The organism is Ruegeria sp. HKCCD6119 (genome assembly GCF_013110585.1).
GTDB lineage: Bacteria > Pseudomonadota > Alphaproteobacteria > Rhodobacterales > Rhodobacteraceae > Ruegeria.
On sequence record NZ_WVQV01000018.1, the window covers coordinates 1 to 24,533 of the forward strand.

23 protein-coding genes and 1 riboswitch are annotated in these 24,533 nt (G+C 58.8%); of the genes, 10 read left to right on the forward strand and 13 right to left on the reverse strand.

Going from position 1 to position 24,533, the window contains the following annotated elements; translation table 11 throughout:
- Positions 1 to 156: 156 nt before the first annotated feature.
- From GS611_RS20430 to GS611_RS20445, 4 genes are read right to left on the reverse strand one after another with little or no spacing between them, the layout of a single operon-like run.
- Entirely contained in the window at positions 157 to 1,128 is a 972-nt protein-coding gene (locus GS611_RS20430; protein WP_171638487.1) for a D-glycerate dehydrogenase, read from the reverse strand.
- On the reverse strand, positions 1,128 to 2,015 hold the full coding sequence (sucD, locus tag GS611_RS20435; RefSeq protein WP_171638489.1) for a succinate--CoA ligase subunit alpha: 888 nt from the start codon (positions 2,013 to 2,015) through the stop codon (positions 1,128 to 1,130). The genes GS611_RS20430 and sucD overlap by 1 nt, the downstream gene beginning before the upstream one ends.
- Entirely contained in the window at positions 2,015 to 3,211 is a 1,197-nt protein-coding gene (locus GS611_RS20440; RefSeq protein WP_171638491.1) for a malate--CoA ligase subunit beta, read from the reverse strand. Before GS611_RS20440 ends, sucD begins: the two co-directional genes overlap by 1 nt.
- Before the next feature lie 15 nt (positions 3,212 to 3,226).
- Complete coding sequence (locus tag GS611_RS20445) at positions 3,227 to 4,468, reverse strand: aminotransferase class V-fold PLP-dependent enzyme (RefSeq protein WP_171638493.1); 1,242 nt, start codon at positions 4,466 to 4,468, stop codon at positions 3,227 to 3,229.
- A 220-nt stretch (positions 4,469 to 4,688) separates the two neighbouring features.
- Between GS611_RS20445 and GS611_RS20450 the strand changes: the two genes are divergently transcribed.
- From GS611_RS20450 to GS611_RS20470, 5 genes are all read left to right on the forward strand, one after another.
- Positions 4,689 to 5,318: a response regulator transcription factor gene (locus tag GS611_RS20450; protein WP_253285150.1), complete on the forward strand. Its 630-nt coding sequence runs from the start codon at positions 4,689 to 4,691 to the stop codon at positions 5,316 to 5,318.
- A gap of 22 nt (positions 5,319 to 5,340) precedes the next feature.
- Positions 5,341 to 6,186 (forward strand): Rossmann-like and DUF2520 domain-containing protein, encoded by an 846-nt coding sequence (locus GS611_RS20455; RefSeq protein WP_171638495.1) that lies wholly within the window; start codon positions 5,341 to 5,343, stop codon positions 6,184 to 6,186.
- A gap of 177 nt (positions 6,187 to 6,363) precedes the next feature.
- On the forward strand, positions 6,364 to 10,077 hold the full coding sequence (locus tag GS611_RS20460; protein WP_171638497.1) for a hypothetical protein: 3,714 nt from the start codon (positions 6,364 to 6,366) through the stop codon (positions 10,075 to 10,077).
- Complete coding sequence (locus GS611_RS20465) at positions 10,070 to 11,068, forward strand: hypothetical protein (protein WP_171638498.1); 999 nt, start codon at positions 10,070 to 10,072, stop codon at positions 11,066 to 11,068. Before GS611_RS20460 ends, GS611_RS20465 begins: the two co-directional genes overlap by 8 nt.
- 76 nt (positions 11,069 to 11,144) lie before the next feature.
- Positions 11,145 to 11,357: a hypothetical protein gene (locus GS611_RS20470; protein ID WP_171638500.1), complete on the forward strand. Its 213-nt coding sequence runs from the start codon at positions 11,145 to 11,147 to the stop codon at positions 11,355 to 11,357.
- 104 nt (positions 11,358 to 11,461) lie between these two features.
- On the opposite strand, the gene GS611_RS20475 is transcribed toward GS611_RS20470, so the two are convergent.
- The 6 genes from GS611_RS20475 to GS611_RS20500 all read right to left on the reverse strand — a co-directional run bounded on the left by GS611_RS20475 (position 11,462) and on the right by GS611_RS20500 (position 16,441).
- Positions 11,462 to 12,112 (reverse strand): energy-coupling factor ABC transporter ATP-binding protein, encoded by a 651-nt coding sequence (locus tag GS611_RS20475; RefSeq protein WP_171638502.1) that lies wholly within the window; start codon positions 12,110 to 12,112, stop codon positions 11,462 to 11,464.
- The gene (gene cbiQ / locus GS611_RS20480) at positions 12,109 to 12,888 is read right to left on the reverse strand and encodes a cobalt ECF transporter T component CbiQ (RefSeq protein ID WP_171638504.1); all 780 of its coding nucleotides are present in this window, start codon (positions 12,886 to 12,888) and stop codon (positions 12,109 to 12,111) included. Before cbiQ ends, GS611_RS20475 begins: the two co-directional genes overlap by 4 nt.
- Positions 12,888 to 13,463: a cobalt ABC transporter permease gene (locus tag GS611_RS20485; protein WP_171638506.1), complete on the reverse strand. Its 576-nt coding sequence runs from the start codon at positions 13,461 to 13,463 to the stop codon at positions 12,888 to 12,890. The genes cbiQ and GS611_RS20485 overlap by 1 nt, the downstream gene beginning before the upstream one ends.
- Positions 13,460 to 14,071, reverse strand: coding sequence for a cobalt transporter CbiM (gene cbiM / locus GS611_RS20490; protein ID WP_171638508.1), 612 nt, complete (start codon positions 14,069 to 14,071; stop codon positions 13,460 to 13,462). Before cbiM ends, GS611_RS20485 begins: the two co-directional genes overlap by 4 nt.
- 6 nt (positions 14,072 to 14,077) lie before the next feature.
- Entirely contained in the window at positions 14,078 to 14,863 is a 786-nt protein-coding gene (locus tag GS611_RS20495; RefSeq protein ID WP_171638510.1) for a DUF4198 domain-containing protein, read from the reverse strand.
- Positions 14,864 to 14,994: 131 nt separating this feature from the next.
- Positions 14,995 to 15,195: riboswitch (cobalamin riboswitch) on the reverse strand.
- A gap of 121 nt (positions 15,196 to 15,316) precedes the next feature.
- Positions 15,317 to 16,441, reverse strand: coding sequence for an ROK family transcriptional regulator (locus GS611_RS20500; protein ID WP_171638562.1), 1,125 nt, complete (start codon positions 16,439 to 16,441; stop codon positions 15,317 to 15,319).
- 252 nt (positions 16,442 to 16,693) lie between these two features.
- On the opposite strand from GS611_RS20500, the gene GS611_RS20505 reads away from it, so the two are divergent.
- The 4 genes from GS611_RS20505 (at position 16,694) to GS611_RS20520 (ending at position 20,306) form a co-directional block, all read left to right on the forward strand.
- Positions 16,694 to 17,713 carry a sugar ABC transporter substrate-binding protein gene (locus tag GS611_RS20505; protein ID WP_171230734.1) on the forward strand — a complete coding sequence of 340 codons (1,020 nt, stop codon included), beginning with the start codon at positions 16,694 to 16,696 and terminating at the stop codon, positions 17,711 to 17,713.
- Between the two features lie 108 nt (positions 17,714 to 17,821).
- Positions 17,822 to 18,895 carry an ABC transporter permease gene (locus GS611_RS20510; RefSeq protein WP_171233900.1) on the forward strand — a complete coding sequence of 358 codons (1,074 nt, stop codon included), beginning with the start codon at positions 17,822 to 17,824 and terminating at the stop codon, positions 18,893 to 18,895.
- A complete protein-coding gene (locus tag GS611_RS20515; RefSeq protein ID WP_171638512.1) occupies positions 18,895 to 19,671 on the forward strand; it encodes an ATP-binding cassette domain-containing protein in 777 nt (258 codons plus the stop codon). Before GS611_RS20510 ends, GS611_RS20515 begins: the two co-directional genes overlap by 1 nt.
- A complete protein-coding gene (locus GS611_RS20520; RefSeq protein ID WP_348539557.1) occupies positions 19,668 to 20,306 on the forward strand; it encodes a hypothetical protein in 639 nt (212 codons plus the stop codon). Before GS611_RS20515 ends, GS611_RS20520 begins: the two co-directional genes overlap by 4 nt.
- A 46-nt stretch (positions 20,307 to 20,352) precedes the next feature.
- Here the strand turns inward: GS611_RS20520 and GS611_RS20525 are convergent, their stop codons facing one another.
- On the reverse strand, positions 20,353 to 21,069 hold the full coding sequence (locus GS611_RS20525) for an aspartate/glutamate racemase family protein (RefSeq protein ID WP_171638513.1): 717 nt from the start codon (positions 21,067 to 21,069) through the stop codon (positions 20,353 to 20,355).
- Positions 21,066 to 21,770 carry a GntR family transcriptional regulator gene (locus GS611_RS20530; RefSeq protein ID WP_171638515.1) on the reverse strand — a complete coding sequence of 235 codons (705 nt, stop codon included), beginning with the start codon at positions 21,768 to 21,770 and terminating at the stop codon, positions 21,066 to 21,068. Before GS611_RS20530 ends, GS611_RS20525 begins: the two co-directional genes overlap by 4 nt.
- A gap of 112 nt (positions 21,771 to 21,882) precedes the next feature.
- Between GS611_RS20530 and GS611_RS20535 the strand changes: the two genes are divergently transcribed.
- Entirely contained in the window at positions 21,883 to 23,577 is a 1,695-nt protein-coding gene (locus GS611_RS20535) for a thiamine pyrophosphate-binding protein (protein ID WP_171638517.1), read from the forward strand.
- On the opposite strand, the gene GS611_RS20540 is transcribed toward GS611_RS20535, so the two are convergent.
- Positions 23,538 to 24,458, reverse strand: a complete 921-nt coding sequence (locus GS611_RS20540; protein ID WP_171638519.1) for a LysR family transcriptional regulator — start codon at positions 24,456 to 24,458, stop codon at positions 23,538 to 23,540. The genes GS611_RS20535 and GS611_RS20540 overlap by 40 nt on opposite strands.
- Between the last annotated feature and the right edge of the window lie 75 nt (positions 24,459 to 24,533).

The window sequence follows — 24,533 nt, forward strand, 5'->3', positions numbered from 1 at the left end:
GATCGAGCCAAAAAGCTCGGGATCACGATCAGAAAGGGACTGGGTGAAAAATCCGTCTGAACGGTGCGGGGCATTCACTGGTCATATCTCCTAATTGAGGAACGCAACGCAGCCACGGCTGCGTTGGACGCCATTGCGTGAAGTTTGAAGGTGGCCTCAGATCACGCGGTCCCGAGGTTCGCGGCCGTCGAAGAAGTCGCTCAGATTGTCGAGAACCCGGAACCCCATCGCTTCGCGCGCTTCGCGGGTCGCGCTGCCCAGATGCGGAAGCATGACGAGGTTGTCGCATTGCAACAGGTCCGGGCTGACCCGCGGTTCACCATCGAAAACGTCCAATGCAGCGCCGCCGATCATGTCGAACACCAAGGCCTGGATCAGCGCCCATTCATCGATCACTTCGCCCCGTGCGGTGTTGATCAGAAATGCGTCAGGCTTCATCAGGCCAAGTCTGCGCGAATTGATCAGATGGCGGTTGGCTGCGCCGCCCGGACAGTGCAGTGAAACGAAGTCACATTGCGGCAGCAGGTCATCAATGGTGTCCACCTGTCTTGCGTTGCATTCGGCGAGAACATCGGGCGATACGGCGCTACGGTTGCAAACCAGCACGTCCATGCCGAACCCGTGATGCGCACGGCGGGCCATCTCCTGTCCGATGCGGCCATATCCGATGATGCCCAGTGTCTTGCCGCTGACCTTGGTTCCGACCAGATGCGTGGGCCGCCATCCTGTCCACTGACCTGCACGCAGCTCGCGTTCGCCCTCACCCGCCCGACGCGCCACCATCAAAAGCAGCGTCATGGCGATATCGGCGGTGCACTCAGACAGAACGTCGGGCGTGTTGGTCACGGTCATACCCAACTCGCGTGCCGACGGCTCGCAGATATGGCTGTAGCCGACGCCGTAATTGGCAAGGATTTTTGTCTGCACACCCGGCACATCCAGTGCCTCGGCGCTCAGCGTGTCCGTTACAGTGGGCAGCACGGCGTCATAGGATATCAACGCTTGCCGGATTTCAGCCGGGGACATGGGTTTGTCGCCGGTATTCAAAACGGTGTTGTAGTTCTCGGCCAGCTGCGCCTCGACGGCAGCAGGCCAGCGACGGGTAACCAGAACCGATGGTTTGACCATCACGCAGCCTCCATCACGCGGGCGATCGTCTCACCGATCACGGCAGGGTTTTCGGCCACGGTGACACCTGCGGCGGACAGGATCTCGACCTTTTCGCTGGCGCTTTCGCCGAAGGCCGAGATGATCGCCCCCGCGTGCCCCATGGTACGGCCTTTCGGAGCGGTCAGGCCGGCGACATAGGCGATCACCGGTTTGGAGATGTGGTCGCGGATATATTCGGCGGCTTCCGCTTCCTGCGGGCCTCCGATTTCGCCGATCATGGCGATGACATGCGTGTCTTCGTCGTCTTCAAACCGTTGAAGGATGTCCTTGAATGACGATCCGTTGATCGGGTCGCCCCCGATTCCGACACTGGTCGAAACGCCGATCCCGCGCTCTTTCAACTGGGCCGCCGCCTCATATCCCAATGTCCCCGAACGGCCGATGATCCCCACATGTCCGGGAAGATAGATATGCCCCGGCATGATGCCCAACAAAGCTTTTCCGGGCGAGATGGTGCCGGCACAGTTCGGACCGGTCAGAACCATGCGTTTCTCTTTCGGATAGCGATACATGTACCGTTTCACCTGGATCATGTCCTGTGCCGGAATGCCGTCGGTGATGCAAACGCAATAGCGGATGCCCGCATCGGCGGCCTCCATGATGGAATCCGCCGCAAACGGGGGCGGTACGAAGACCAGGCTGGCATCGGCGCCGGTGGCTTCGACGGCCTGTTTGACGGTGTCAAAAACCGGAACGCCTTCGACGGTTTCGCCCCCCTTGCCGGGCACGACGCCACCCACCACGTTTGTGCCATAGTTCAACATGTCCTTGGTGTGGAACCGCGCCATGCGCCCGGTGATGCCCTGCACGATGACACGCGTGTCACGATCGAGAAGAATGCTCATTACACAACCCTCATTTTGGTGCCCTGAGTAAGGTCGTTTTTCCAAGCGCCCACAGCGCGTTCTGCCGCCTCCATCAGCGTCGTGGCGCGAATGATCGGCAGGCCCGATTTGGCAAGAATTTTCTGGCCTTCTTCGACATTGGTGCCGGCCAGCCGCACGACGACGGGAATATCGAGGTCAAGTTCCTTCAACGCCTGAACGACTCCTTCAGCCACCCAGTCGCAGCGGTTGATACCGGCGAAAATGTTGACCAGAATGGCCTGAACATTGTCATCCGACAGGACCAGCCGGAACGCCTTGGCCACCCGTTCAGGCGACGCGCCACCGCCGATGTCGAGGAAATTTGCAGGCTCGCCGCCTGCCAGCTTGATCGTGTCCATGGTGGCCATCGCCAGACCGGCCCCGTTGACGATGCAACCGATATTGCCGTCAAGCCCGACATAAGACAGCCCGCGATCCGCAGCGCGGCTTTCGCGCGGGTCTTCCTGGCTTTTGTCGCGCAGTTCGGCGATCTGCGGGTGGCGGAACAGAGCGTTGTCGTCAAAGCTCATCTTGGCATCCAGCGCCAGCACCCGGTCGTCACCGGTGATGACCAGCGGATTGATTTCGACCATCGTGGCGTCAAGATTGCTGAAGGCGGCATAACAGCCCTGCAGCGTCCGCACCATTTGCTGGATCAGTTTGGCTTCAACCCCAAGATTGAAGGCGATTTCACGGGCCTGAAACTCCTGAAGCCCGACAGCCGGTTCAACGATGGACCTGACAATGCTGTCGGGGCGGTCGGCCGAGATGTCTTCGATCTCCATCCCGCCTTCGGACGAGGCGACGATCATCACCCGCTGGCTGGAGCGATCCAGAACAAAGCCAAGGTAGATTTCCCGGTCAATCGGCACTGCGGCTTCGACGTAGACACGATAGATGCCCTTGCCGTCAGGACCCGTTTGATGCGTCACCAGTTTGCGACCGAACAGATCATCGCAAGCCTTGTAGATTTCGTTTTCGCTGTTGCAGAGCTTGACCCCTCCGGCCTTGCCGCGCCCGCCTGCATGGACCTGCGCCTTGACAATCCATTTGTCGCCACCCAGTTCGCGCGCCCGATAGGCCGCCTGTTCTGGACTGTAGGCAAGCGCGCCGGCGGGCACGTCGACGCCGAATTTCGAAAGAACTTCTTTCGCCTGGTATTCGTGGATATCCATCTGATGCGCTCCTGTTTAAGCAGCTATTGAAGTGCCGTAACGGCTTTCCAGCAGAGCTTCGATCGCGTCTTGATCGACCTCTCCCCCCAGCTCACGAATGGCTTCGGCGAACAGGCGCACAATTCGGCTGACGGCCTCGCGATTCAATTGATTTAGGATGCCGATGCGCACCTGCACCGGTTCGCTCAAGGTGGGCCAGATGCCAAACCCGCGGGCGCGGCAGTTCTGCACCAGTTCCATCTCGCGGCCAGAAAGCGCGGAAGGCAGGTTGAGAACGATCAGGCTGGGCATGTCCGAGGTGACCTCGCACCCCATCTCGGTCACCGCGTCCCGAAGAACCTTTTCATGCGTCCGGTAAGACATCGACCGCTTGGCCAGACCTTCCTGCAAGGTCAGACGCAATGACTCGTGGAACGCCGCAACCGCATATCCGGAATGGGTCCGGTGATAGGTGCCCTTTTCCACGTCCTGCCCATCGACGATGCCCCAGTGGCGGGCCTCGAAGATAGGATTGTGCACATAGGTATAAGCACCTGTGGATTTCAGTGCCTCGATATAGGCATCGGTAAAGCTGACAGGGGCATAGGTCAGCGGCAAGCAGCACAGGCCTTTCTGCGGGCAAGATGCCCAGCCTGCCACACCCGGATAGTCATCGATCGCAAAGTCTTCGACACCCAGAGACGAGACCGCATCGATCAGCCCCATGGTGTCATGACGTTCACATGCGTCCGAGAAACCGCGCAGATCGTTCACCCTGCCCGATCCGGTTTCCCAATGCGCCATGAAGGCCCATTTCGGCTTGTGCTCGGCCAGAGTCGCTTCAATCAGTTCAGCAGTCACCGGCTGGCCATGTGGAACCTCGACTACCGTGACACTCGCCGCCTGTGGGTCAAGCGGGCTGGCTGCGTGCTCGGCGGGCGTTGCCGCCTTGATCCGCAGCGTCAACGCGTCGATCCCCGAGAATGTGCCGTTGGTGAATGCAACAACCTTGTCACCGGGCATGACGGCCGAGAACATGGTGTCCAGCGCGCTCCATCCGGTGCCCGCGACAGCGAAGGTGTAAGCGTTCCGGGTGCCCCAGATTTTCCGCAGCATGTGCTTGCATTCGATCATGCCCCTGAGGACATCGCCTTGCATGTGATCGGCGACCCCTGCGCCGGCGAAGGCTTTCAGGACACGCACATCCGTATTGCCCGGCCCCGGCCCTGCGGCAAGGGTCTCGGGAATTTCGAGCGGAGGGAAAATCTGAAAGGTCATGGTCTGACATCCTCGGCTGTTGGCCGGGCATTGCGGCCTGATGGTTCAAGATACCGATCAGAAAACGCGAGCTTGCCGGATGGCGCAACGTAACTTACTACTGCTTTTGGATGGCTAATAGTGTGGGTAATTACCTACCCGTTTTGGCAAAAATACGGCGGTATACCGAAATCTACCCCACCCTTTTGGGTAGTATTTTGTAAAATATGGGCAAAATCATATGGTTGAGACATCGGACAAACCCATCGACATCATGCTTGCGGACAGCAACCCGCTGGTTCTGTCGGCCATGTCGGAAATTTTCGAACGTGATCCCCGATTCTCTCTGGTCGCCACGTCGGCAACGGCAGAAGGGTTTTTGGGAACGGTGATGCGGATACCCGTTCAGGTCGGTGTCGTGGACTGGACGCTTCCGGCCCTGGGCGCCGCAAAACTGATCGAGGTGCTGCGCGATCAGGCCGATGCACCGCGCTTTGTCATCTATGGCGATACCTCTGGGGATGTCCCGCGATTGGCGATGCAGGCGGGCGCCGCTGGATTTGCTGCCCGCTCGGGCGAGGTCGAAGGCCTTCTTGAGACCTGCACCGAAGTGGCAGCAGGCAAGATGGTGTTTCCGTTCATCGACGTCCGGAAGATGAAACAGGATCCGATTCAAAGCCTGTCGCGCAAGGAACGCGCCATTTTGGAGGCCCTGGCACAGGGGATGTCGAACCGGGAACTGTCCAAGGAACTTCAGATATCCACCAACACGGTCAAGTTCCACCTGTCCAATATCTATGAGAAGCTGAACGTCAAAAACAGAACTCAAGCCATTGCGTTTTTCTATTCGTCCCACCGTGGGGCGGACTAAACGACAAGAACAGAGAGCCCAGATGACTGAAATCAAAATTAACGTTGTCGGTGCCGGGCGGGTTGGCAAAACGCTGATCAGCCTTCTGGATGGCACTGATGGCTGCCGGATCCAGGATATTCTGAGCACATCCTTTCGGTCGGCAAATGAAGCCGCCCAGTTGTCCAAAACCGGGCGCGTTGCCGCAAGCTATGCCGATCTGCGGCCAGCTGATCTGTGGATCCTCTCAGTACCCGACACGCAAATTTCTGCGGTGGCCCACGAATTGAAAGAGGCGTTCGAAAACCAAGAAAAAACCGGGAAGCCTTCAGTGGCTTTCCATTGCAGCGGCTATTATCCTGCCGAGCACCTGGCGCCGTTGCGAAGCCTCTCATGGTCTCTGGCCAGCGTTCATCCCGTCCTGTCTTTCGCCGATCCACAGGCCGCTGCCGCGCAATTCAAAGAGGCGCTGTGCGGGTTGGAAGGCGATGAAGACGCCACAGCGTTCATTCAGCAGCTTCTGGAGGGATTGGGAGCCACCTGTTTTCCCATCCGGTCTGAAAGCAAAAGCCTGTATCATGCAGCCGCTGTGATATCGAACAACTTCGCCGTTGTCTTGCAGGCCATCGCCCGCGAAGCGTGGGCCGAGGCCGGCGTGCCGGACGAAACTGCCCGCAAGCTCAACGCTGGTTTGTTGAGCAGCACAGTCGAAAACGTTAACCTTCTTGGCCCGCATTCTGCTCTGACCGGTCCGGCGGCAAGAGGGGACGCAGAGGTCGTTGCCCAGCAGGGCGCGGATGTAGCGGCGTGGCACCGCGATGCAGGTGAAATTTACAAGCATATGAGCCTGCTGGCGCAGAAGCTAAAGGCAACCGGTTTCACGAAGTAATCACCAGATCCATTGCTGCAAGGCATTTTGGATCCTGCGTTCGAAACGCGTCGCGGAGAAGGCGGGCCCGGGCCTTTCTTTTGCGAATCCCTGAAACATGTTACGTTGGGTCAACTTTCGAGATTTGATTTTTCCCGGCACTCAGTTTCTTGCAGCGCTTTCCTACGAGGTGACTTCATGTCCGACTCCAGCAGTGAGCCCCCGCGCATTACACTGTCCCTTCCGACCTCTCGACCCAATCCCACGATCTCGGCGGAACTCTCGGGATCGGCCGGTTTTACGGCTGACAGCCTTGACGATCTCAGGCGCGTCGAAGCCGAGAAGCTCAAGGCGCTGCGCCGTGGTGTCGGCATTGACCTGTCTGCTGAGGTGATCAACGATCTGGTCGATCAGCGCGTTCAGTCCACCGGTGCCGTCTTTCGTCAGCTTGAAACCATACGCAAGGATCTGGCCGACGGGTTTCTGGGCGCTGTCGTCCCAACCCTTGCCCCGAAACTGCGCGGTGAACTGATCAATCCCGACGGCACCCCTGCCGAGCGGGTAATCGTTGAAGCGCTGCGCCCAACCTTTACCGCCAGTGAAGGCATCGACAACGCGGATTTTCCATGGGCTGTAAAAGCCGCCGTAACGGATGCGCGGGGCCTGTTTTCGCTTGATCTGCCCAATCTGCGCCTGCCGCAAAATGGCCTCAGATTGCGGATTCGCGGGCAGAACACCACTCTGACCGAGGCAGTGCCGCGCATTGATGCAATGGATGGCGAATTGGGCCTCGTGGTGCTGGATCGCACCATCCTCCCTTTGCAGCGCTCGATCCTGGGTGAGCTTGCCGATATTCTGCCGGTGGATCCCGAGGATGCGGAAGAAAACATATCCGACTTCGCCGGCACGCAGGCCCCAATCGTTCTGGGCGAAGGTGATTGCGCTTCGGAATACCGAACCGAAGGAGGCACGGTTTCGCGGCGGCGATATTCGGTTCTTTATCGGCTGATCGACCCGCTTGTCGGGCCGAAAAACATCGTTCGCACCCGCCCCGTTGGCGGCAATCGCTTTGTCACGACAATTCCGGGCGGCACCTTTGCACAGGCCAATCTTTCTGCCGAAACACTGTTGAGCGCATTCAACAATGACGGCGGAGACTGGGATTTCCGCGATCGGATACCGATTGACGAACCCATTGATATCGAGGATTTTTTCGAAGATCTGGAACAGCGCCCGCAGGATGTGCCAAAAGCTTCCAGCCTGGCGCTTGGCTATATCGCCAAGATGCGTTCAACCGCCGTTCACGCCGGAATGTCATTGGGGCGTCTGGTCTATTCCCTGCCGCTTGCCCCGGGCGAAGAGCAACGGATCGTCGTGTCGGAACAGCGCGAAACCCTGACCGTGCGCGAACGCGAAAGCCTGACCTTCGAGGAACAACAGGAATTCGAAGAGGCGCGCGACACCTCTTTCGACAGCACATTCGAAACCGCATTGGACGAAGTGATCCGTGGAACATCCTCTTTCTCGACCAAGGCGTCCACAAAAAGCTTCGGGGGCGCCGGCGGCATTGGTGGCGGTCTGTTTGGCGGCATCGGGGCCATAGTGGGCGGGGTCGGTTTCAGCGGCGCCCGTTCCAGCTCCAACTCGTCAGGCAGTTCGTCCAACACGCAGAACACGTCACGCGATTTTCTGTCAGACACGCACGAGACATTCTCGGCCGCGCTGGAACGGGCCGCTTCGGTCAAGCGAAGTTCGGCCCGAACAAGCGTTCGTACAGCCACGGCAAGTGATCGGCGGACGGCGACGACAAAATTCGTGGCCAACCGCAACCACTGTCATGCAATGACGATGCAATGGTTCGAGGTTCTGCGCGACTTTTCCCTGGAAACGCGGATCGAAGGCGTTCAATTGGTGGTCTTCGTTCCCATGCAGCTCATCCGCTTTCGCCGTTTGGGGCAAGGCGATCAATTGCCGGGCAATGTCAGCCGGTCCGGATTGCTGAGCCGGTACAAGGTGATCCTGCGCCACGCAGACGTGTTCCGCCGCGTATTCCGAAACCGTCGCAGATTCCGCACCGCCCTCAAACTGTTGGAAGAGTTTTACGCGGACAAGGACGCAACACCGCAGAATGCTCCGGGTGTCGCGCAGGACATCGTCAGCTTCGAGGCGCAGGGCACTTTCATGCCCAATGATGACATATCCGCGGTGATCTTCACGCAGGATGGCGACCGCGTTGGGCCAGTGCCCCTGACCGGATCGCCGATCGACATCGACAACCTGCATGACTTGCCTGCCGAGACACGCGAAAACCTGCTGGTTCGGCTGGCTGACGCGCGCCGTGATCCAACCAACCGGCGGACTTATACCGGATCCGTGGCGTTGCCCCGCTCGGTCGAACGTTCCGACATCGCCCGCGTCGAGTTGCGCAGGCGGACGGGCTCTTTTGCCTATTCATTCTATACCGGCCCGGACCCGATCAACATCTTCAACATTTGGGAACATATCTCGAACCTGGAAGATGCGGATGATCTGGATCGCGCCACACGCAACATCAACCGGAGCCTTCACACGACGATTTCAGGCTCGGATTTCGACGATCTGGTCGGCGCGCCGATGATCAGCGAGTTCGAAGCGCGCATGAATGAGGACGCACAGACCATCGTCGACGACAACACATTCCAGGCTTTGCCTGCGACCCTACCCTATTCGGTACAGGAAGTGCCGGATGTGTTGTCACGCCGTGATCTGCGGCGGATCGAGGAAATGTATCAGCATATCGTTGCCGACACCGTTCGCTATTCCCGCGTGATCTGGGCCAGTATGACGGATGAGGAACGGGCCATCCTGCTGGAACGCTTCACCATCGGCGTGCCCGATGGCGGATTGGATGACGCCTCAAGCGAGATATCGCTGCTCAGCACGGTCCAGAACAAGGTGTTGGGCTTCTATGGCAATGCAATGATCATGCCGTTCTCGATCCCGCCCGATCTGGCCGACAGAATGGAGATGCGGACCGGCGACATTCAGGACAGCCTGCTGGCCTTCCATCGCGAAGACTTCCGACCACCGCGCCGCACGATCTCGCTGCCGACCAGGGGCCTGTTGGGCGAGGCCGTTCTGGGCCGCTGCAATTCCTGCGAGATGATCGACCATCGCCGCTTCTGGAACTGGCAGGACAGCCCGACGCCACCCCCGGTCGGCGACACGCCGGTCCTGCCCGCGGACAGCGATGCGATCTTTGGCGCCCGTGCGCCATCAGACCTGCCGGCCAATCAACCTTCGAACACGCTCACCATCGCCGGTGGCGACATTGGTACAGGCCAGGCCGTGCCCACTTCGCAACTGGCCGAGATCCTCAAAGCCGCGCCTGATCTTGCACGGGCGGGAACCGATCTGACGGGCCTGAAAGAGTTGCAGGCGCAACTGGCCCTTGAAACGCAATCGGTCGCCGCCGGTCGGGACAAAGCCATAGACACGGCGACGGATCTGACCAAAGAGCTTGTCGGCAAGGCCACTGAGCTTGCGGGCAAGGGGCAAGAGATCGCTGCGGCCCGCAAAGAGGAAGAAGCCAAAAAGCAAGCCGCCGAGAAGAAAAAGACAGCTGCCGACAATGCCGCAAAGCTCAAGGGGTTTGAGGATATCGCCAAGAACGCTTCGGGAGTTTCTGCGCTGATTGGCGGGCAACCGGATGGCAACCGGGCCGGTTTCGTTCAAAACCTGTTCAAGGATTTCCCCGGTGGTGCTGCGGCTCTGGCCAATCCTTCCAACACGTTGCTTCTGGCCAAGCTTTTCGGGGCCTTTACCAAAGCCAATACGGATGCGGATGACGGCAGCGCAACCAAGGCCGGCAGCCAATCCGTACTGGATTTCCTCAATGGCCTGAGCGCCCCAGCGGAGGACGACGATGACTGACACCAGCACAAATGCAACCCCCGAACCGGGCATCGATGAAAGCCTTGCCGAGGCCATCATCAATATTCTTGAAACCACCAATTCCCCGGCGATTCAGCGCGCCCGAGAGGTTATAGCCCACAGGCTGGCCATCGCTGGCGACATTGCCCCATCCCGCATCCCTGCGCCGCGCAATATCACCGAGATCGGCGGCTACATAAATCTGCTGAGCGAGTATGGAGAGGCCGAACAGCGCGCGCGCATGATCGCAGCCGCTCTGGGCATAGCGGGGCCGCAGATTTCGCTGCCACAGCCCGGTGCCGTTCCACCGCTGTCCTTTGTCACCCGTGATGGCGCCCGACCTGCGGGGCCACAACAACCCAGCTTCCCGTTGACCTATACGATCCGCAGCGACTTTGTTCCGGCCTTTGACAATGCGGTGCAGGAAATCACGATCCGTGGTGGCGCGGTTCCGATTTTGACACCTGTCAGAACACTGCCTGCTGCGGGGTCTGCTCCCGCAACAGACGGCTCTGCGCAGCTGGCTCTGATCGGCCGAACACTCAGCCTGGCGCCAACTGCGGCTTTGCACGCCGTGGCAACCGATCCCCTGTCGCTCAGCCGCCCGACTGCTGGTGGCGGTTTCGAGGTATTGGTTCGGGTCATCGACGCCGCCGCTCCGATCGCCGGAACCATCGCGGCGGCGGACTGGACCAGTTGGGAATGCGATGCCGCTGCCTGTACCGAGGTCGACAGCAATGATGCGCGCTTTGCGCTCACGCCGCTGCTGAACGCCGCCGGGTGGCACCAGCCCGCTGATCCCGGCAATCCGACCAGCCTGTCAAATCCCGGAACCTGGGCTGAATGGCGCAATATCACCGGGCTTGTGCCGGGCGTCACGCGGTTTGCGGATGAGCTGCAACTGCTTTATTCCGCTGAAATGCTCATCACCTCACCGGTCTTCAATCAACTGGACAATGTCTGGACAGGAAACGAGTTCGCCGCGCCATAGCGCGGCTGCCTGAAATGCAGGAAAGTGATTTGGCAGAGCACCCTTCATGAGGTTCAATGCATTCAGGAGGTCAGCCATGCAAAACCCGGAACGTTTCGAGAAATTCTACTTCGCCAAAGTCGGCATGGGCGAAGCCTGTGGCTGTGCCGAGCGGATAATCGACGTGTTCGAATTCAACCGCAAAGGCGGTGCGCAATCCAGGCAACCTGTGAAACAGGACAGGCGCAAACGCGGGTCTTTTCGGGCATGGGCGGTCAGATATGGGCCGATGAGCCGTAAGCGCACATAACCGAGGCCTGACGACGCACTGGGCTTGCTGTCGGATTCATGGCCAGGCTCAGGCGGTGTGATTGCATTTCTGAAACCACCATGTCCGGTTATCGCGGGAACAGTTCAGACCGGCACCAGCTTCCCGTCGCGAAGATCCAGTTCATCGGGTGCCAATTCCAAGCGGAACGTCGGCGAATGACTGACAAGCAGAATCGCCTGTGGCAACGCGCGCAAGATTTCCAGCAGGCGCGCTTCGTTTTTCGTATCCAGCGCATTCGTCGGTTCGTCCAGCAACAGCACTTCGGGATCCATCGCCAGAACCGTCGCCAATGTCACCAGCCGTTTTTCACCGCCTGACAATTTGTGTGTGATGCGGTTCTTCAGGTGTATCAGGTCCAGATCGCCCAGAACTTTGTCGACAATGGCAAGCGCTTCGTCACGGGTCTTGCCCAGATTGAGCGGCCCAAAGGCGATGTCTTCGGCGACGGTCGGGCAGAACAGCTGATCGTCCGCATCCTGAAATACAAGCCCCACCCGGCGGCGCACTTCGTGGAAATCGGCCTCTTCCACGCGTTTCTGACCAAAAACGGTGACGGTGCCAGAACTCGGGCGCTGCAACCCAAGCGTGATGCGCAGGAGCGTCGATTTTCCCGCACCGTTCGGACCCGTCAGAGACAGGCGCTGCCCGGCATTCAGGCTCAGGCTGGCCCCGTCCAGAACGGGTGGCTGGCCGGGGTAGGAAAAACAGATGTCTTCTAGCGCGATCAGTGTCATGCGAATTCCAGAATGATCAGACCCAGGCAGAGACCGCTGAAGCCAGCCGCAAACACAATGTCCGCGCGGGTCAGGGCAAATTCCTGAAGCAACGGCATACGCCCGGAAAACCCCCGGCACTTCATCGCGGCCAGGATGCGTTCCGATCTTTCGATCGCGCGCACAAGCATCATGCCCACAAGGTAGCCAAAGCTGCGATATGTGTGCCAGTTTGTTGCTGGCCGAAAACCGCGCACCTTCATGGCCGCGCGCAAGCGCAGGTATTCTTCCCGCAACACCTCGATATACCGGATCGTGAACATCAGCAGGTAAACCAACTTTTCCGGGCACCGCAGACGATGCAAGGCGTGACCCAGAGTGACTGGCTCCATCGTGCCGACCAAAACCATCAGGGACAGGATCACGGCATTGGCGGTCAAAGCAATCTCGACCGCTTTCCAGAAACCCTGCCAGCTTGCGGGGAATCCCCAAAGCGTGAACATCGGGGCTCCGGGCATGGAAAAGGGCAGCAGGACCAGCATGAACAGGATGAACCCATCCATCATGGCCATTCGCTTCAACGTCTTTCGCCACGGCAGACGGGAAACTATCAGAAGCGAAAGCGACACTGTCAGCGCCGCGCAAAGCGCGCCGAGGGATGACAGCGCCACGGTCACGACAGCAAAAGCAACCGCCATGACGATACGCATCCGGGGATCCAGCTGGCTGATCAGACCGTCCGGCCCGTCACCGGCTTCGGCCAGTGTTTTTTCTTGGTGCCCCAGAACGTGTGCCATCAGGACGCCAGCTTGCGGCGGGCCGCCATGTAAAAGCCCAGACCGAACAGACCAACGATGTACCCGATCCCGCCAAGGATGGTTTGCAGGTCATTCTGTTCGCGATAGGCCGCAATCTCGCGCCTGAGCGGGCGCAATTCATCACGCACGGCTTTGGCGATAACCTGCTGTTCTTCGACGCTGAGAGAAGCCGCCGAACCGCTGGCCGGTGTCAAAGCAGCCGAAGATGAGTCACCGTTTTCTGCCACGGCAACGCCCATGACCCGCGCGACATCTTCGGCAGACATCGTGACTTCGGCCACATGCCCGGCGCCAAGGTCGGCAAAGAAGGTGTGCGCCACGGCCGAGGTCGGCGTGTAGACAAAGAAACCGTCCGCATCCGTGACCGATCGACCCAGCTCGGCCCCGTCCGGGCCGGTGACAATGACCTCGGTCCCGCTTGCCATATCACCGTTGGAAAAGCCGATCTCGCCCTCGATCACGTCTCCCGACTCGAAAACGCCGGCTATGACCTTGTGCGCCAGGGCAGGCACGGGCGCACAGCACACAGCCAGTATGACAACCAGATGCTTCATGTGGTTGCTCCTCTGAAAAACAGTTCGGGCTTGACCTTGCGCGCCAACAACACGGCGAACCCGGTCAAAATCGCCTCGATGGCCATGACTGGAATATGGGCGAAGAAAACAAGCTTGGCAGCGGGCAGGAACTCATCCCCCGACAGCGCCAGGGAAATCGCGACCATGCCGGTTGTCGCCGCAATTGCAAATGCGCCGCCGACACCACCCCAAATCGCACCATGCAAAGGTGTCCCGCGCGCGATCAGACGACCGAACAGCATTCCGGCCACCACCGCGGGCAGGGCGATATTGACGGTGTTGATCCCCAGCACCGTCAACCCGCCAAAGCCGAAAAAGACCGCCTGTAACAAAAGCCCGACGAACAAAGCCGGGAATGCGGCCCAACCAAGCAGCAGCCCGGCCATGCCGTTGAGGATCAGATGGACCGACGACGGACCAATGGGTACGTGGATCAACGATGCCACGAAGAAACTGGCTGACAGCACGCCCGCAGTGGGGATGCGATCAAGATCCAGAGACCTGAGACCCATGGCGATCCCGCCCGCGGCGGCTATGGCGCCGCCAATTACAACTGGGTTGGAAAGGGCTCCGTCGACGATGTGCATCTTGGGTTACTCCAGATCCCAGGAGCGAATCCAGATGACCGCATCCTGGCTGAGTTCTTTGCCCTCATGTTCGGTTGCCGGACCGGAACCAAGTGCTGCGAAACCCCAGTAACCGGCATTTGGAACGCCGAACGAGAAATACCCGTTGTCGTCAGATATGGCGACCACCGCACCACCCGGCATCGGAGAGACTTTCGGTGCAGAAGCGGCCGAACTTTCCATGTCGGGCTCGGCGGCCATGTACTCGATCTCGATTTCGACCCCCGCAACCGGCTGACCATCAGCCAGCACACGGCCCGTGAAAGTCGAACCCGCGATGATGTTGGTCGGCTTGTTCAGCGGGATAATCTCGGTCGGCAAACCTACGGGATTCATCCAGTCGGTCGGCAATTCGTTGCGGTTCAGGAAGGCTTTGGTGAGCTGTTGGATATAGATGTCTTCGGATTCCTCGTAATAAGGCTGAGGAACCGTCACCAGCACATAGTCGCCCGACCGTTTGACCGGGACACTGCCTTTGAACGCCACGCCCTCGTTTTCCCCGCCGGTGAACCGGATAGGCTCCAACGTGTCCAGCAAATCGGTCTTTTCACCGTTGTGGATCACATAGAATTCCTGCGGCTTTTCAAGATCCATGACGTGGCCGTTCTCGAACGGATGCCAGAAAATCAGCTTGACCGGCACATCGCCCGGTTTCTGGATCATGGTATCGGTAGTGTATTCCAAAAGAAAATGCGCATCTGCGATGGCGGGAAGAGCCACCGCGGCAACGGCTGCGCTGAGCAGCGTTTTCATGAACAGTCGTCCTTGTCCCGTCGCGCCAATCCCGGCGCGAAATTCGTTTTGACTACGGGACATTCAACGCCAAATCACCCTTTCAGGCATCCTGGTACGACGCACATCCCGTCGCCGATTAGGAGTGCCCCTTATGAGGACACATGTCCGGCAGGTATCCTGACTTGCGGGTCAAAGCGTTGGACTGGCCTTCCCGGGGCAAACCCCAGTGGCGTTTCAGCCCTGCTCGCCGCTTACAGTTGCGGGTGCAGTTGCGGAATTGGGCCTGAGCCCGCACCGCATTCCCTATTGATTCCAGAGCAAGCCCCGGAACCGGACATGCCGAGCGGCATGCCAGACAACTCAGCCTTCCGTCAACGAAAATGTGTTACGACCATCGAAAATTATGAGCTCGGCAGTTTGCGAGAGTGAACCGGTTTGTGAAATATCCAAGGCAACAGGGTGATTTCACATCTAAGCTTCTGAAAGATACCTTTCCGACAATGGCAGGCTTGCCGCGCCCAGTGAGCGTGCATCCGGGCCCACGGTCCCTGCCAGCACCACGGGGTGCTCGAGACCGGTCAGGTTCAGCTCGGACAGTTTGTCTTCGACCATTTCAACCAAACGCGCCTTGATGTCCTGCGGCATCCAGCCGTCAATCTTCACGCATTCGAAATCTATCAGGCTACAGGATGAGACAATCGCATAAGCAATCCCGCTTGCCGTCCGTTTCAACCAGTTTTCCAGTTGAATTTTTGGCACATCCCAACGCTGGGTCGTTTCCCAAATGGAATGCGACGTTACCCCTGCTGTGGTGATTGCACGCTCGAGAACATACAGGCTGGCCACGTCGATAAGCGGTCTGACACCACCCGCACCATCCGGTACAGGTAGGGGGCCGATTGCGCCCGAGTTTCCACGCCCGGAAAAGATCGCACCATTGAGAACCACACCGCCGCCAATAAAAAACCCGATATAGAAGTACAGGAAATCCCTTGGTCCATCGGCCGGACCGAATACCAATTCCGCCCCACAAGCCGCAGTGGCGTCATTTTGCAGAAAAACCGGCATATCGAGGCGACGCGCCAGGTCAGCCTTCAGGTCTGATACGCGCCACGGGTCCATTTCTTCCTGAGGAACCTGAAGGGTCTGGGCCCAGTCCCACAGGTAGAACGGCATGGCAATTCCAAGACCCGCAATCCTGCCTTTGGCCTCGGGCGACATGGATGACATCATTTTCCCCAGACTCTGTATAGAAAACTCCAAAGTGGCTTTTGGCGTTGGATAGTCATAGGTTCGCCGCTCGCGTTGCCGCACATTTCCGACAAAGTCAGTCAATACCAGCTCGGTACTGCGGCGCCCGACCTTGAGCCCAAAGAAAAACGCACCATCCGGGTTGAGGCGCATGGGAACGGAAGGTTGCCCGACTTTCCCGCGGACCGGCTCACCGCGCAAAAGCAAACCGTCCTTCTCAAGCAGCCGCATGATGACGGAAACGGTTTGCGCCGACAGTCCGGTCATGCGCGCAATCTCGGACTTAGCAAGAGCCTGATGACGCCGGACAAGCGACAACACCAGCCGTTCGTTCCGGGCCCGCATCCCGCTTTGATTGGTTCCGCGCACCTCTGACCCGTGCAGGCCAATCGAATTTTTCCGAGATGAATTTTCCGGCACGACCACCCCTTTCCTGCTGAAGAATGAGAAAGCCCGCCCGCCCTGTCAATAATAAATAAGAGTGATTTATTTATTGACTCAAATTTCGAATCTTGTGATTGTTTCTTATGGGATCAGGGTTTTTGCCTGATCGCCTTCGTGCCCTGTACGGCACAGGAAAAACTGGGAGGATAATCGATGAAACTTGCAAGACTTGCGGGTGCTGCTGCGCTCGGGGTTACTGCCATGGCTGGCAGTGCAATGGCGGAAGGCGAAACCGTTTGTCTGATCACCAAGACAGACACCAACCCGTTCTTTGTCAAAATGAAGGAAGGTGCGACAGCGAAGGCGGAAGAGCTGGGAATGACGCTCAAAGCCTTTGCAGGCAAAGTTGACGGTGACCATGAAACGCAGGTGCAAGCCATTGAGACCTGCATTCTGGACGGCGCCAAGGGCATTCTGTTGACGGCCTCGGACACATCATCCATCGTTCCGGCCGTGAAGCAGGCGCGGGATGCAGGTGTTCTGGTTATCGCTCTGGATACGCCGCTGGAACCCATTGACTCGGCTGACGCAACCTTTGCCACGGACAATTTCCTTGCCGGGCTGCTGATTGGACAATGGGCCAAAGCCACGCTGGGCGACGCGGCCAACGACGCCAAGATCGCGACACTGGATCTTGCCGTCAGTCAGCCGACAGTGGATGTGCTGCGCAATCAGGGTTTCCTGCAAGGCTTTGGTGTCGATCTGGCGGACCCGAACGTAATCGGTGATGAAGATGACCCACGACTGGTCGGAAGTGATGTCACTGCCGGCAACGAAGAAGGTGGTCGCCGCGCGATGGAAAACCTTCTGGCCAAAGATCCCACGATCAACGTTGTTCACACCATCAACGAACCTGCCGCGGCAGGTGCCTACGAGGCGCTGAAAGCCATCGGGCGCGAAAATGACGTGCTCATCGTTTCCGTGGACGGAGGCTGCCCGGGTGTCCAAAACGTTGCCGATGGTGTTATCGGCGCGACGTCGCAGCAATACCCGCTGTTGATGGCATCGCTGGGTGTTGAGGCCGTCAAGAAATGGGCGGACGAAGGCGTGAAGCCTGAAAACACGCCTGGCAAGGATTTCTTTGACACCGGCGTGGCGCTTGTAACGGACAAGCCTGCCGAAGGCGTCGAGTCGATCTCGGTCAAAGAAGGCATGGACCTCTGCTGGGGTTAACCTGACCACCCGGAGGGCCGCAGAGGGCGGCCTTCCGCTTTTCAAACCACCCATTCGCCCGAAAACTTGCTAAAGTCGTCAGTAACCTGACGCTTTGGGGGAACCTTTATGTCCGATACTTCACGACGATCAGACGACTTCGAAGCCGCTGCAAAAGGCAGCCCGGAACAGATTGCTGAATTTGACGATCACCACCGCGGGTTTGTCGGAACGGTTCAACATTTTTTGCATGTGAACCCCTCTCTGGTGCCGCTGATCGTTCTAGTGGCTGCCATCGTCATTTTCGGGGCTTTGCTGGGCTCCAAGTTCTTCTCGCCATTCGCGCTGACCCTGATCCTGCAACAGGTTCAGATCGTCGGGATCGTGGCGGCGGCGCAAAGCCTCGTCATCCTGACCGCAGGTATCGATCTGAGCGTCGGAGCAATCATGGTGATGTCGTCGGTTGTCATGGGACAGTTCACCTTCCGATATGGGCTGCCACCAACGGTCGCAATCGTTTGCGGCCTTTTCGTTGGAACCGCAATCGGCGCGGTGAACGGATATCTGGTCAGCCGCATCAAACTGCCGCCGTTCATCGTGACGCTTGGCATGTGGCAAATCGTTCTTGCGGCGAACTTCCTCTATTCTCAGAACGAAACCATCCGGTCACAGGAGATCGAAGAAAACGCCGCGATTCTGCAACTTTTCGGGGCCAAGTTCAACGTGGGCGGGGCGGTATTCACCGTCGGCGTGATCTTCATGCTGGTGCTGATCCTCGGGCTTTCCTACGCCCTGCGCCATACCGCGTGGGGCAGGCATGTTTACGCGGTCGGAGATGACCCGGAAGCTGCCGAGTTGTCAGGTGTCAATGTGCACCGAACGCTTATGTCCGTTTACATGTTGTCCGGGCTGATCTGTGCCTTTGCGGGCTGGGCTTTGATCGGCCGGATCGGATCGGTGTCTCCGACATCAGGCCAGTTGGCCAATATAGAAAGCATAACGGCGGTTGTGATCGGGGGCATATCCCTTTTCGGTGGCCGCGGGTCTATTCTGGGGTCGCTGTTCGGTGCCCTGATCGTGGGCGTCTTTACGCTTGGGCTTCGGTTGCTGGGCGCTGACGCGCAATGGACGTTTCTGTTGATCGGCATCCTTATCATCGCGGCGGTCGCGGTCGACCAGTGGATCAGAAAGGTGGCAGCCTGATGGAACCTATTCTCAAAGGACGGAACCTTGTGAAGCGCTACGGCAAGGTGACCGCGCTGGATCAGTGCGATTTCGATTTGATGCCGGGCGAGATTCTGGCCGTGATCGGTGACAACGGGGCAGGCAAGTCTACACTGATCAAGGCGGTGTCCGGCGCGGTGATGCCGGATGAAGGCGAAGTCTGGCTGGAAGGTCGGAAAGTAAATTTTCATTCCCCGATCGACGCGCGCGAAGCTGGTATTGAAACCGTCTACCAAACGCTTGCCATGTCCCCTGCCCTGTCAATTACGGACAACATGTTCATGGGTCGCGAAATCCGCCGCAAGGGGCCGCTGGGCTCGTGGTTTCGAATGCTCGACCGCCCGGCGATGGAGAAATTCGCCCGCGACAAACTGAGCGAGTTGGGCCTTATGACGATCCAAAACATCAATCAGGCTGTCGAAACTCTGTCCGGGGGTCAACGTCAGGGGGTTGCCGTGGCGCGGGCAGCTGCGTTCGGTTCGAAGGTCATCATCCTTGACGAACCGACAGCTGCGCTGGGCGTGAAAGAAAGCCGTCGGGTCCTTGAACTGATCCTGGACGTGAAGTCTCGCGGCATTCCGATCATCCTGATCAGCCACAATATGCCACATGTTTTCGAGGTCGCCGATCGAATTCACGTACATCGGCTGGGCAAACGCCTCTGCGTCGTTGATCCCAAGGATTACACGATGTCCGACGCAGTGGCGTTCATGACCGGTGCCAAGGAACCACCCGCCGAGGACCAAGCCGCGTGACGGGTAAACTTGCCACCCCCGAGGCGCTTGCAACCAAAATCGCGGATGCCGTCCAGGCCTTGCCGCCGCTGCAAGACCGGCATCTTGTCGCGATTGCCGGGCCGCCGGGTTCGGGAAAAACGACTGCAGCGGGCCTTGCAACCAAAGAGCTCAATCTGCGCGGCGTCGCAACCGGACTGGTTTTCATGGACGGCTTCCACTATGACAACGTGATCTTGAAGGATCGCGGCCTGCTGAGCCGCAAAGGGTCTCCTGAAACCTTTGATCTTGCCGGCTTTCATGCGTTGCTTGATCGATTGCGCGCGGAAGAAGAAGTCGCAATACCCGAGTTTGACCGGGAACTGGATCTGGCCATTGCCGCGCGGTCCATGATCACGGCGGATCAGCGCGTTGTTCTGGTTGAGGGCAATTACCTTCTCTTGAACGAGCCGGGTTGGTCGGACCTTCACCAACTGTGGGCATTCAAGGTATTTCTGGACACCGATTTGAAAACACTCGAAACCCGCCTGACCAACAGATGGATCGGCCATGGACTGGACGCCAATGCCGCCAAGGACCGTGCGCAGTCGAACGATCTGCCGAATGCACAGCGCGTGATCCGAAATTCGATACCCGGTGATCTGACACTGGCTTGAGTTTTGCCTGCGGCCAACACAATCCGTCTTGATGAAAGGCCAGAGGTCAGTTCCGGTACACCGGCGGAACAAGACCGGCTTGGAACCAAGTCACGAAGGACACGATCGAAAACACCGGCAGCCCGGTCGCCTGCCGAATATCCGGCGCATAGGGGCACATATTCGTGCACTCCAGAACTATTGCCCCAAGTTCGGGATTGTCCGAGGCTAACGCGATTGCGGCCTCAACATTGTCCTCCCGTGCCTTCTCAACATTCAGACGCGATTCATTGCCAAGAATTGCGCGGGTGAACTCCTGCCCACCCTCGGTAGTGCCGATTGGCGTGTCCAAGGGGACATTGGCAGCCTGAAGATGGTCATTGGTCAAGGTGGAGGCCGAAATGGTCAGAATGCCCGCGCGCTTTCCCTTGGGAAGGATACGATTCACCATTTCGACCTGCATCAAGGACGACGTGACGACAGGAACCGGAACGGCCTCGGCCAGTTCCTTCTGGAACAGGGACAGGAACCCGCAATTGGTTGTTATTCCGTCCGCGCCGTCTTGGACCAACTCTTGCGCGGCGTCGATGAAGACCTCGAGCATACCTTCGGCCCGATGCCGAACCACCCGATCAGGCGAGGCATCCCGGACGATGCGGTACAGCACCGGAAACGGCCATGTCTGCGCATTGCCCATGTCACCGGGAATTCTTGGGAATTGCGCGTCCAGCATGAGGATTCCCACGGATGCGCCGTAAATGGACTTGCCGCCCTGCACGATCATCCCTGTGCCTCCTCGACAATGCGGGTCGAGATGTCTTCGGCCCCTTCCATGTAGATGTTGGTAATTCCGTGACGCACTGCGTCCTGAACCTGATCCATTCGTTTTGTGATATGAGCCGCCAGAACCCGGGCCGCCTCGTCCGCGTCCCGATCCAGCAGGGCCTGCATCACATGTTTATGTTCGTCCTTGGACTTCTGCACCCGGTCCATGCTCATGGAAATCCAGCGGATATAGCGGATACGCTCGTTGATCCGCGTCAGAGTTTGCAACAACTCCATGTTCCCTGACAGCCTTGCGATCCCCAGATGGAACGCTTCGTCCCGGGCCACTGCTTCTTCGATCGTCAGGCCAGTGATGTCGATGCCCGTTTCATAAAGTTCATCACGCAGCCTTTGCAGGCCTTCATCCGTCGCCTTGGTACAGGCGGATCGGGCCGCCGCGGATTCGATGATCTGGCGCAGCTCGAAAAGGTCGAACACGCTTTGCGCATCCAAGGGACGGCAAAAGAACCCTTGCCCCGGGCGGAAATCGAACAGCCGTTCGGCAACCAATCGGTTCAACGCTTCTCGCAACGGCGTGCGACTGACGCCCAGATCCCTGGACAGAGCGACCTCGTTCAGGCGGTCACCGGGGCGCAGGCGGAAGGAGACCGCCATCGCTTTGACCTGATCATAGATATCATCGACGCGTGGACCCGCCATAAACAATGCCCTTCTTCCGTTGATTCACAGGTGCCACACTCCATTCTTGAAATCAATATGCAAGCCTGTATACAGTTATGTGTACAATTATAACTCGAAGGAATCGCGAACCATGACAGGGACGAATTACCTGACCGGAGCCGAGGCGATGGTGCGTATGCTCGAGGCGCATGGCGTGACGCATATGTTCGGCCTGTGCGGCGATACCACCTTGCCGTTCTATGACGCGCTCGCCCGAATGGATCACGGCATTCAGCACATTCTGACCCGCGACGAACGGCACGCCGCCTACATGGCGGATGGCTATGCACGCGTGACAGGCAGGCCCGGCGTTTGCGAAGGCCCTTCCGGCGGTGGCGCGACCTACATTCTGCCGGGTGTGGTCGAGGCCAATGAAAGTTCGGTTCCAATCCTGGCGATCACCTCTGATGTGGCGACGACCAGCCGCGGGAAATACCCTCTGACAGAACTGGATCAGCCGGCGTTGTTCCGCCCGCTGACGAAGTGGAACGCGTCTCTGGATGATGCCGCCCGGCTTCCGGCCATGGTTCGTGCGGCGTTCCGGGCGATGACAACGGGAACACCCGGCGCGACCCATCTGGCACTGCCGTTTGATACGCAGAAGGCACAGGTGGACGAAGCGGAAATCTGGGTCGACGACCGGCATCGCAGCTATCCCGCCGAACGGGCTGCTCCAGATCCGGATGCCATCGAAGCGGCCGCAGCCATTCTTGCCCGGGCCACATCCGCCGTCGCGGTCTGTGGCGGCGGCCCGGTTCTGTCCGGCGCGACCGATGCGTTGCGCCGCGTCGCCGGACTGTTGGACATGCCCGTCGCCACAACCGTTTCAGGCCAAGGGTCCATCGCCGAAACCGATCCTCTGGCCCTGGGTGTCGTCGGATCGAACGGCGGCATCCCCGCGACACGCGCCGTGGTGGATCAGGCTGATGTCGTCCTGTTCATCGGGTGCCGCGCCGGTTCGGTCACGACCGAACGGTGGAGAAGCCCCGGGCGCAACGCCACGATCATTCACATCGACAGCGACCCCATGGTGATCGGCGCAAACTATCAGACCGAAGTGGCGATCTGCGCTGACGCCCGCCTCGCGCTGGAGGCATTGGCCCGAGGGCTGGAGGACCGGCAAGACCTGAACGGACAAGACGGAGCAACCAAGGCCCGCGCCGCATGGGCGGCCAAGGCGGCGGCATTTGCCCCCTTGGCTGCAAGTCGGGAAACGCCAATACGGCCCGAGGCTGTCATGGCGTCCCTGATGGACATTCTGGACGACGATGCGATTGTGGTCGCTGATCCCGGCACCCCCTGCCCCTATTTCAGCGCGCATTACCGTTGGCGGCAGCCCGGGCGGCATTTCATCACAAATCGCGCACATGGAGCACTGGGCTATTCTCTGGGGGCGGCCATGGGTGCACATGTCGGGCGGCCCTCGGTCAAGACCCTGGCCGTCATGGGCGATGGTTCGTTTGGGTTCACCTGCGGTGAATTTGAAACGATGGTCCGGCACAAAATGCCGATCACCTCGATCGTTTTCTCGAACTCGGTCTTCGGATGGATCAAGGCGGGTCAGGACGCTGGGTTTGATCAACGCTATTACAACGTCGATTTCAACCGGACCGACCACGCCGCCGTCGCAGCCGCCTTCGGAGTGAAATCATGGACGGTCAAAGACCCTGAGGACTTGCCAAAGGTGCTGAAACAGGCCGTCGAACATGACGGCCCCACATTGGTCGACATCCATTCGCAACAGCTTCACAAGGCCGCTGCACCTGTGTCGGAATGGGTTGCGTAAGAGGCAATCGACGGGGTCAGCTGGGCCAGAAATTCCTGCGCAATCGTGGACAGGGGGCGCCCCTTTGCGGTGATGATTGCAAGATCCAGCATGACGGATGGCCTGAACGGGCGGGTCTGGTACCCGCTCTCACCATCGAACGTCACGGTAAAGGGATCGATCATCGCAACCCCCATGCCCTGTTTCACAAAACTCAGCAGGTTCTCAGACAGGTGCGTATGAATCTGTGTCCGCCACGTGCGCCCGGATGCCTGAAAGATGTCACGGGTTCGACGGTGGGTTTGGTGTTCCGGACCCATCACGATGAAGGGCTCGTTTTCCAGTATTTCCGGTGTCAGAACGTCATAATCCGCCAAGGGGCTGTTTTCTGGAAAAGTCGCAAGCGTTTCGAACTGAAACACCTGATAATTCAGAGTGTCGTGCAGGATGGGCATCTCGACGATGCCGATTTCAAACAGGCCTGAAATCACCCATTCCTGAATCTTGGATGAATACTGCGACTGGAAACTGACGGACAGGTTGGGGCGGCTTTTGGCAAAACGAGCGATCTCGCGCGGCATGAAACCAAATGACAGAAGATGCGGTGCCGCAACCTGCAATTGACCGGGATGTTTGTTCTGCAAATCCGTCACGGCCTGCGCCACGTGATCCAGCCCGCGCACGACCGTGTCGACTTCGCGGAACAGCAGCTCGGCTTCCGGGGTGGGCAGCAAACGGCCCTTGTTGCGCTCGAACAGAGGCAGTCGCGCTTCGCGTTCCAACTGAGCCAACAGATTGCTGATACCAGGCTGGGATATCCCTAGTACCGACGCCGCACCGGTTACGGTTCCGGTTTCCATGATGGCGTGAAACGCTTGAAGCTGGCGAAAGCGCAGGGACATGGATTACCGCATCATTTTTTCTGATGAACTGTCGAAGATATAGTATTTGAAATGATATGCCCGTCAAGGCAGGCT

What these genes read in the sequence shown, in the direction of transcription:
- cbiQ (WP_171638504.1), bottom strand. Translation starts at nt 12,888, where the DNA reads ATGGCACACGTTCTGGGGCACCAAGAAAAAACACTGGCCGAAGCCGGT.
- GS611_RS20535 (WP_171638517.1), top strand. Translation starts at nt 21,883, where the DNA reads ATGACAGGGACGAATTACCTGACCGGAGCCGAGGCGATGGTGCGTATG.
- GS611_RS20495 (WP_171638510.1), bottom strand. Translation starts at nt 14,863, where the DNA reads ATGAAAACGCTGCTCAGCGCAGCCGTTGCCGCGGTGGCTCTTCCCGCC.
- GS611_RS20440 (WP_171638491.1), bottom strand. Translation starts at nt 3,211, where the DNA reads ATGGATATCCACGAATACCAGGCGAAAGAAGTTCTTTCGAAATTCGGC.
- GS611_RS20460 (WP_171638497.1), top strand. Translation starts at nt 6,364, where the DNA reads ATGTCCGACTCCAGCAGTGAGCCCCCGCGCATTACACTGTCCCTTCCG.
- sucD (WP_171638489.1), bottom strand. Translation starts at nt 2,015, where the DNA reads ATGAGCATTCTTCTCGATCGTGACACGCGTGTCATCGTGCAGGGCATC.
- GS611_RS20475 (WP_171638502.1), bottom strand. Translation starts at nt 12,112, where the DNA reads ATGACACTGATCGCGCTAGAAGACATCTGTTTTTCCTACCCCGGCCAG.
- GS611_RS20485 (WP_171638506.1), bottom strand. Translation starts at nt 13,463, where the DNA reads ATGAAGCATCTGGTTGTCATACTGGCTGTGTGCTGTGCGCCCGTGCCT.
- GS611_RS20470 (WP_171638500.1), top strand. Translation starts at nt 11,145, where the DNA reads ATGCAAAACCCGGAACGTTTCGAGAAATTCTACTTCGCCAAAGTCGGC.
- GS611_RS20515 (WP_171638512.1), top strand. Translation starts at nt 18,895, where the DNA reads ATGGAACCTATTCTCAAAGGACGGAACCTTGTGAAGCGCTACGGCAAG.
- cbiM (WP_171638508.1), bottom strand. Translation starts at nt 14,071, where the DNA reads ATGCACATCGTCGACGGAGCCCTTTCCAACCCAGTTGTAATTGGCGGC.
- GS611_RS20505 (WP_171230734.1), top strand. Translation starts at nt 16,694, where the DNA reads ATGAAACTTGCAAGACTTGCGGGTGCTGCTGCGCTCGGGGTTACTGCC.
- GS611_RS20540 (WP_171638519.1), bottom strand. Translation starts at nt 24,458, where the DNA reads ATGTCCCTGCGCTTTCGCCAGCTTCAAGCGTTTCACGCCATCATGGAA.
- GS611_RS20500 (WP_171638562.1), bottom strand. Translation starts at nt 16,441, where the DNA reads ATGCGGGCCCGGAACGAACGGCTGGTGTTGTCGCTTGTCCGGCGTCAT.
- GS611_RS20455 (WP_171638495.1), top strand. Translation starts at nt 5,341, where the DNA reads ATGACTGAAATCAAAATTAACGTTGTCGGTGCCGGGCGGGTTGGCAAA.
- GS611_RS20430 (WP_171638487.1), bottom strand. Translation starts at nt 1,128, where the DNA reads ATGGTCAAACCATCGGTTCTGGTTACCCGTCGCTGGCCTGCTGCCGTC.
- GS611_RS20465 (WP_171638498.1), top strand. Translation starts at nt 10,070, where the DNA reads ATGACTGACACCAGCACAAATGCAACCCCCGAACCGGGCATCGATGAA.
- GS611_RS20525 (WP_171638513.1), bottom strand. Translation starts at nt 21,069, where the DNA reads ATGATCGTGCAGGGCGGCAAGTCCATTTACGGCGCATCCGTGGGAATC.
- GS611_RS20450 (WP_253285150.1), top strand. Translation starts at nt 4,689, where the DNA reads ATGGTTGAGACATCGGACAAACCCATCGACATCATGCTTGCGGACAGC.
- GS611_RS20510 (WP_171233900.1), top strand. Translation starts at nt 17,822, where the DNA reads ATGTCCGATACTTCACGACGATCAGACGACTTCGAAGCCGCTGCAAAA.
- GS611_RS20445 (WP_171638493.1), bottom strand. Translation starts at nt 4,468, where the DNA reads ATGACCTTTCAGATTTTCCCTCCGCTCGAAATTCCCGAGACCCTTGCC.
- GS611_RS20530 (WP_171638515.1), bottom strand. Translation starts at nt 21,770, where the DNA reads ATGGCGGGTCCACGCGTCGATGATATCTATGATCAGGTCAAAGCGATG.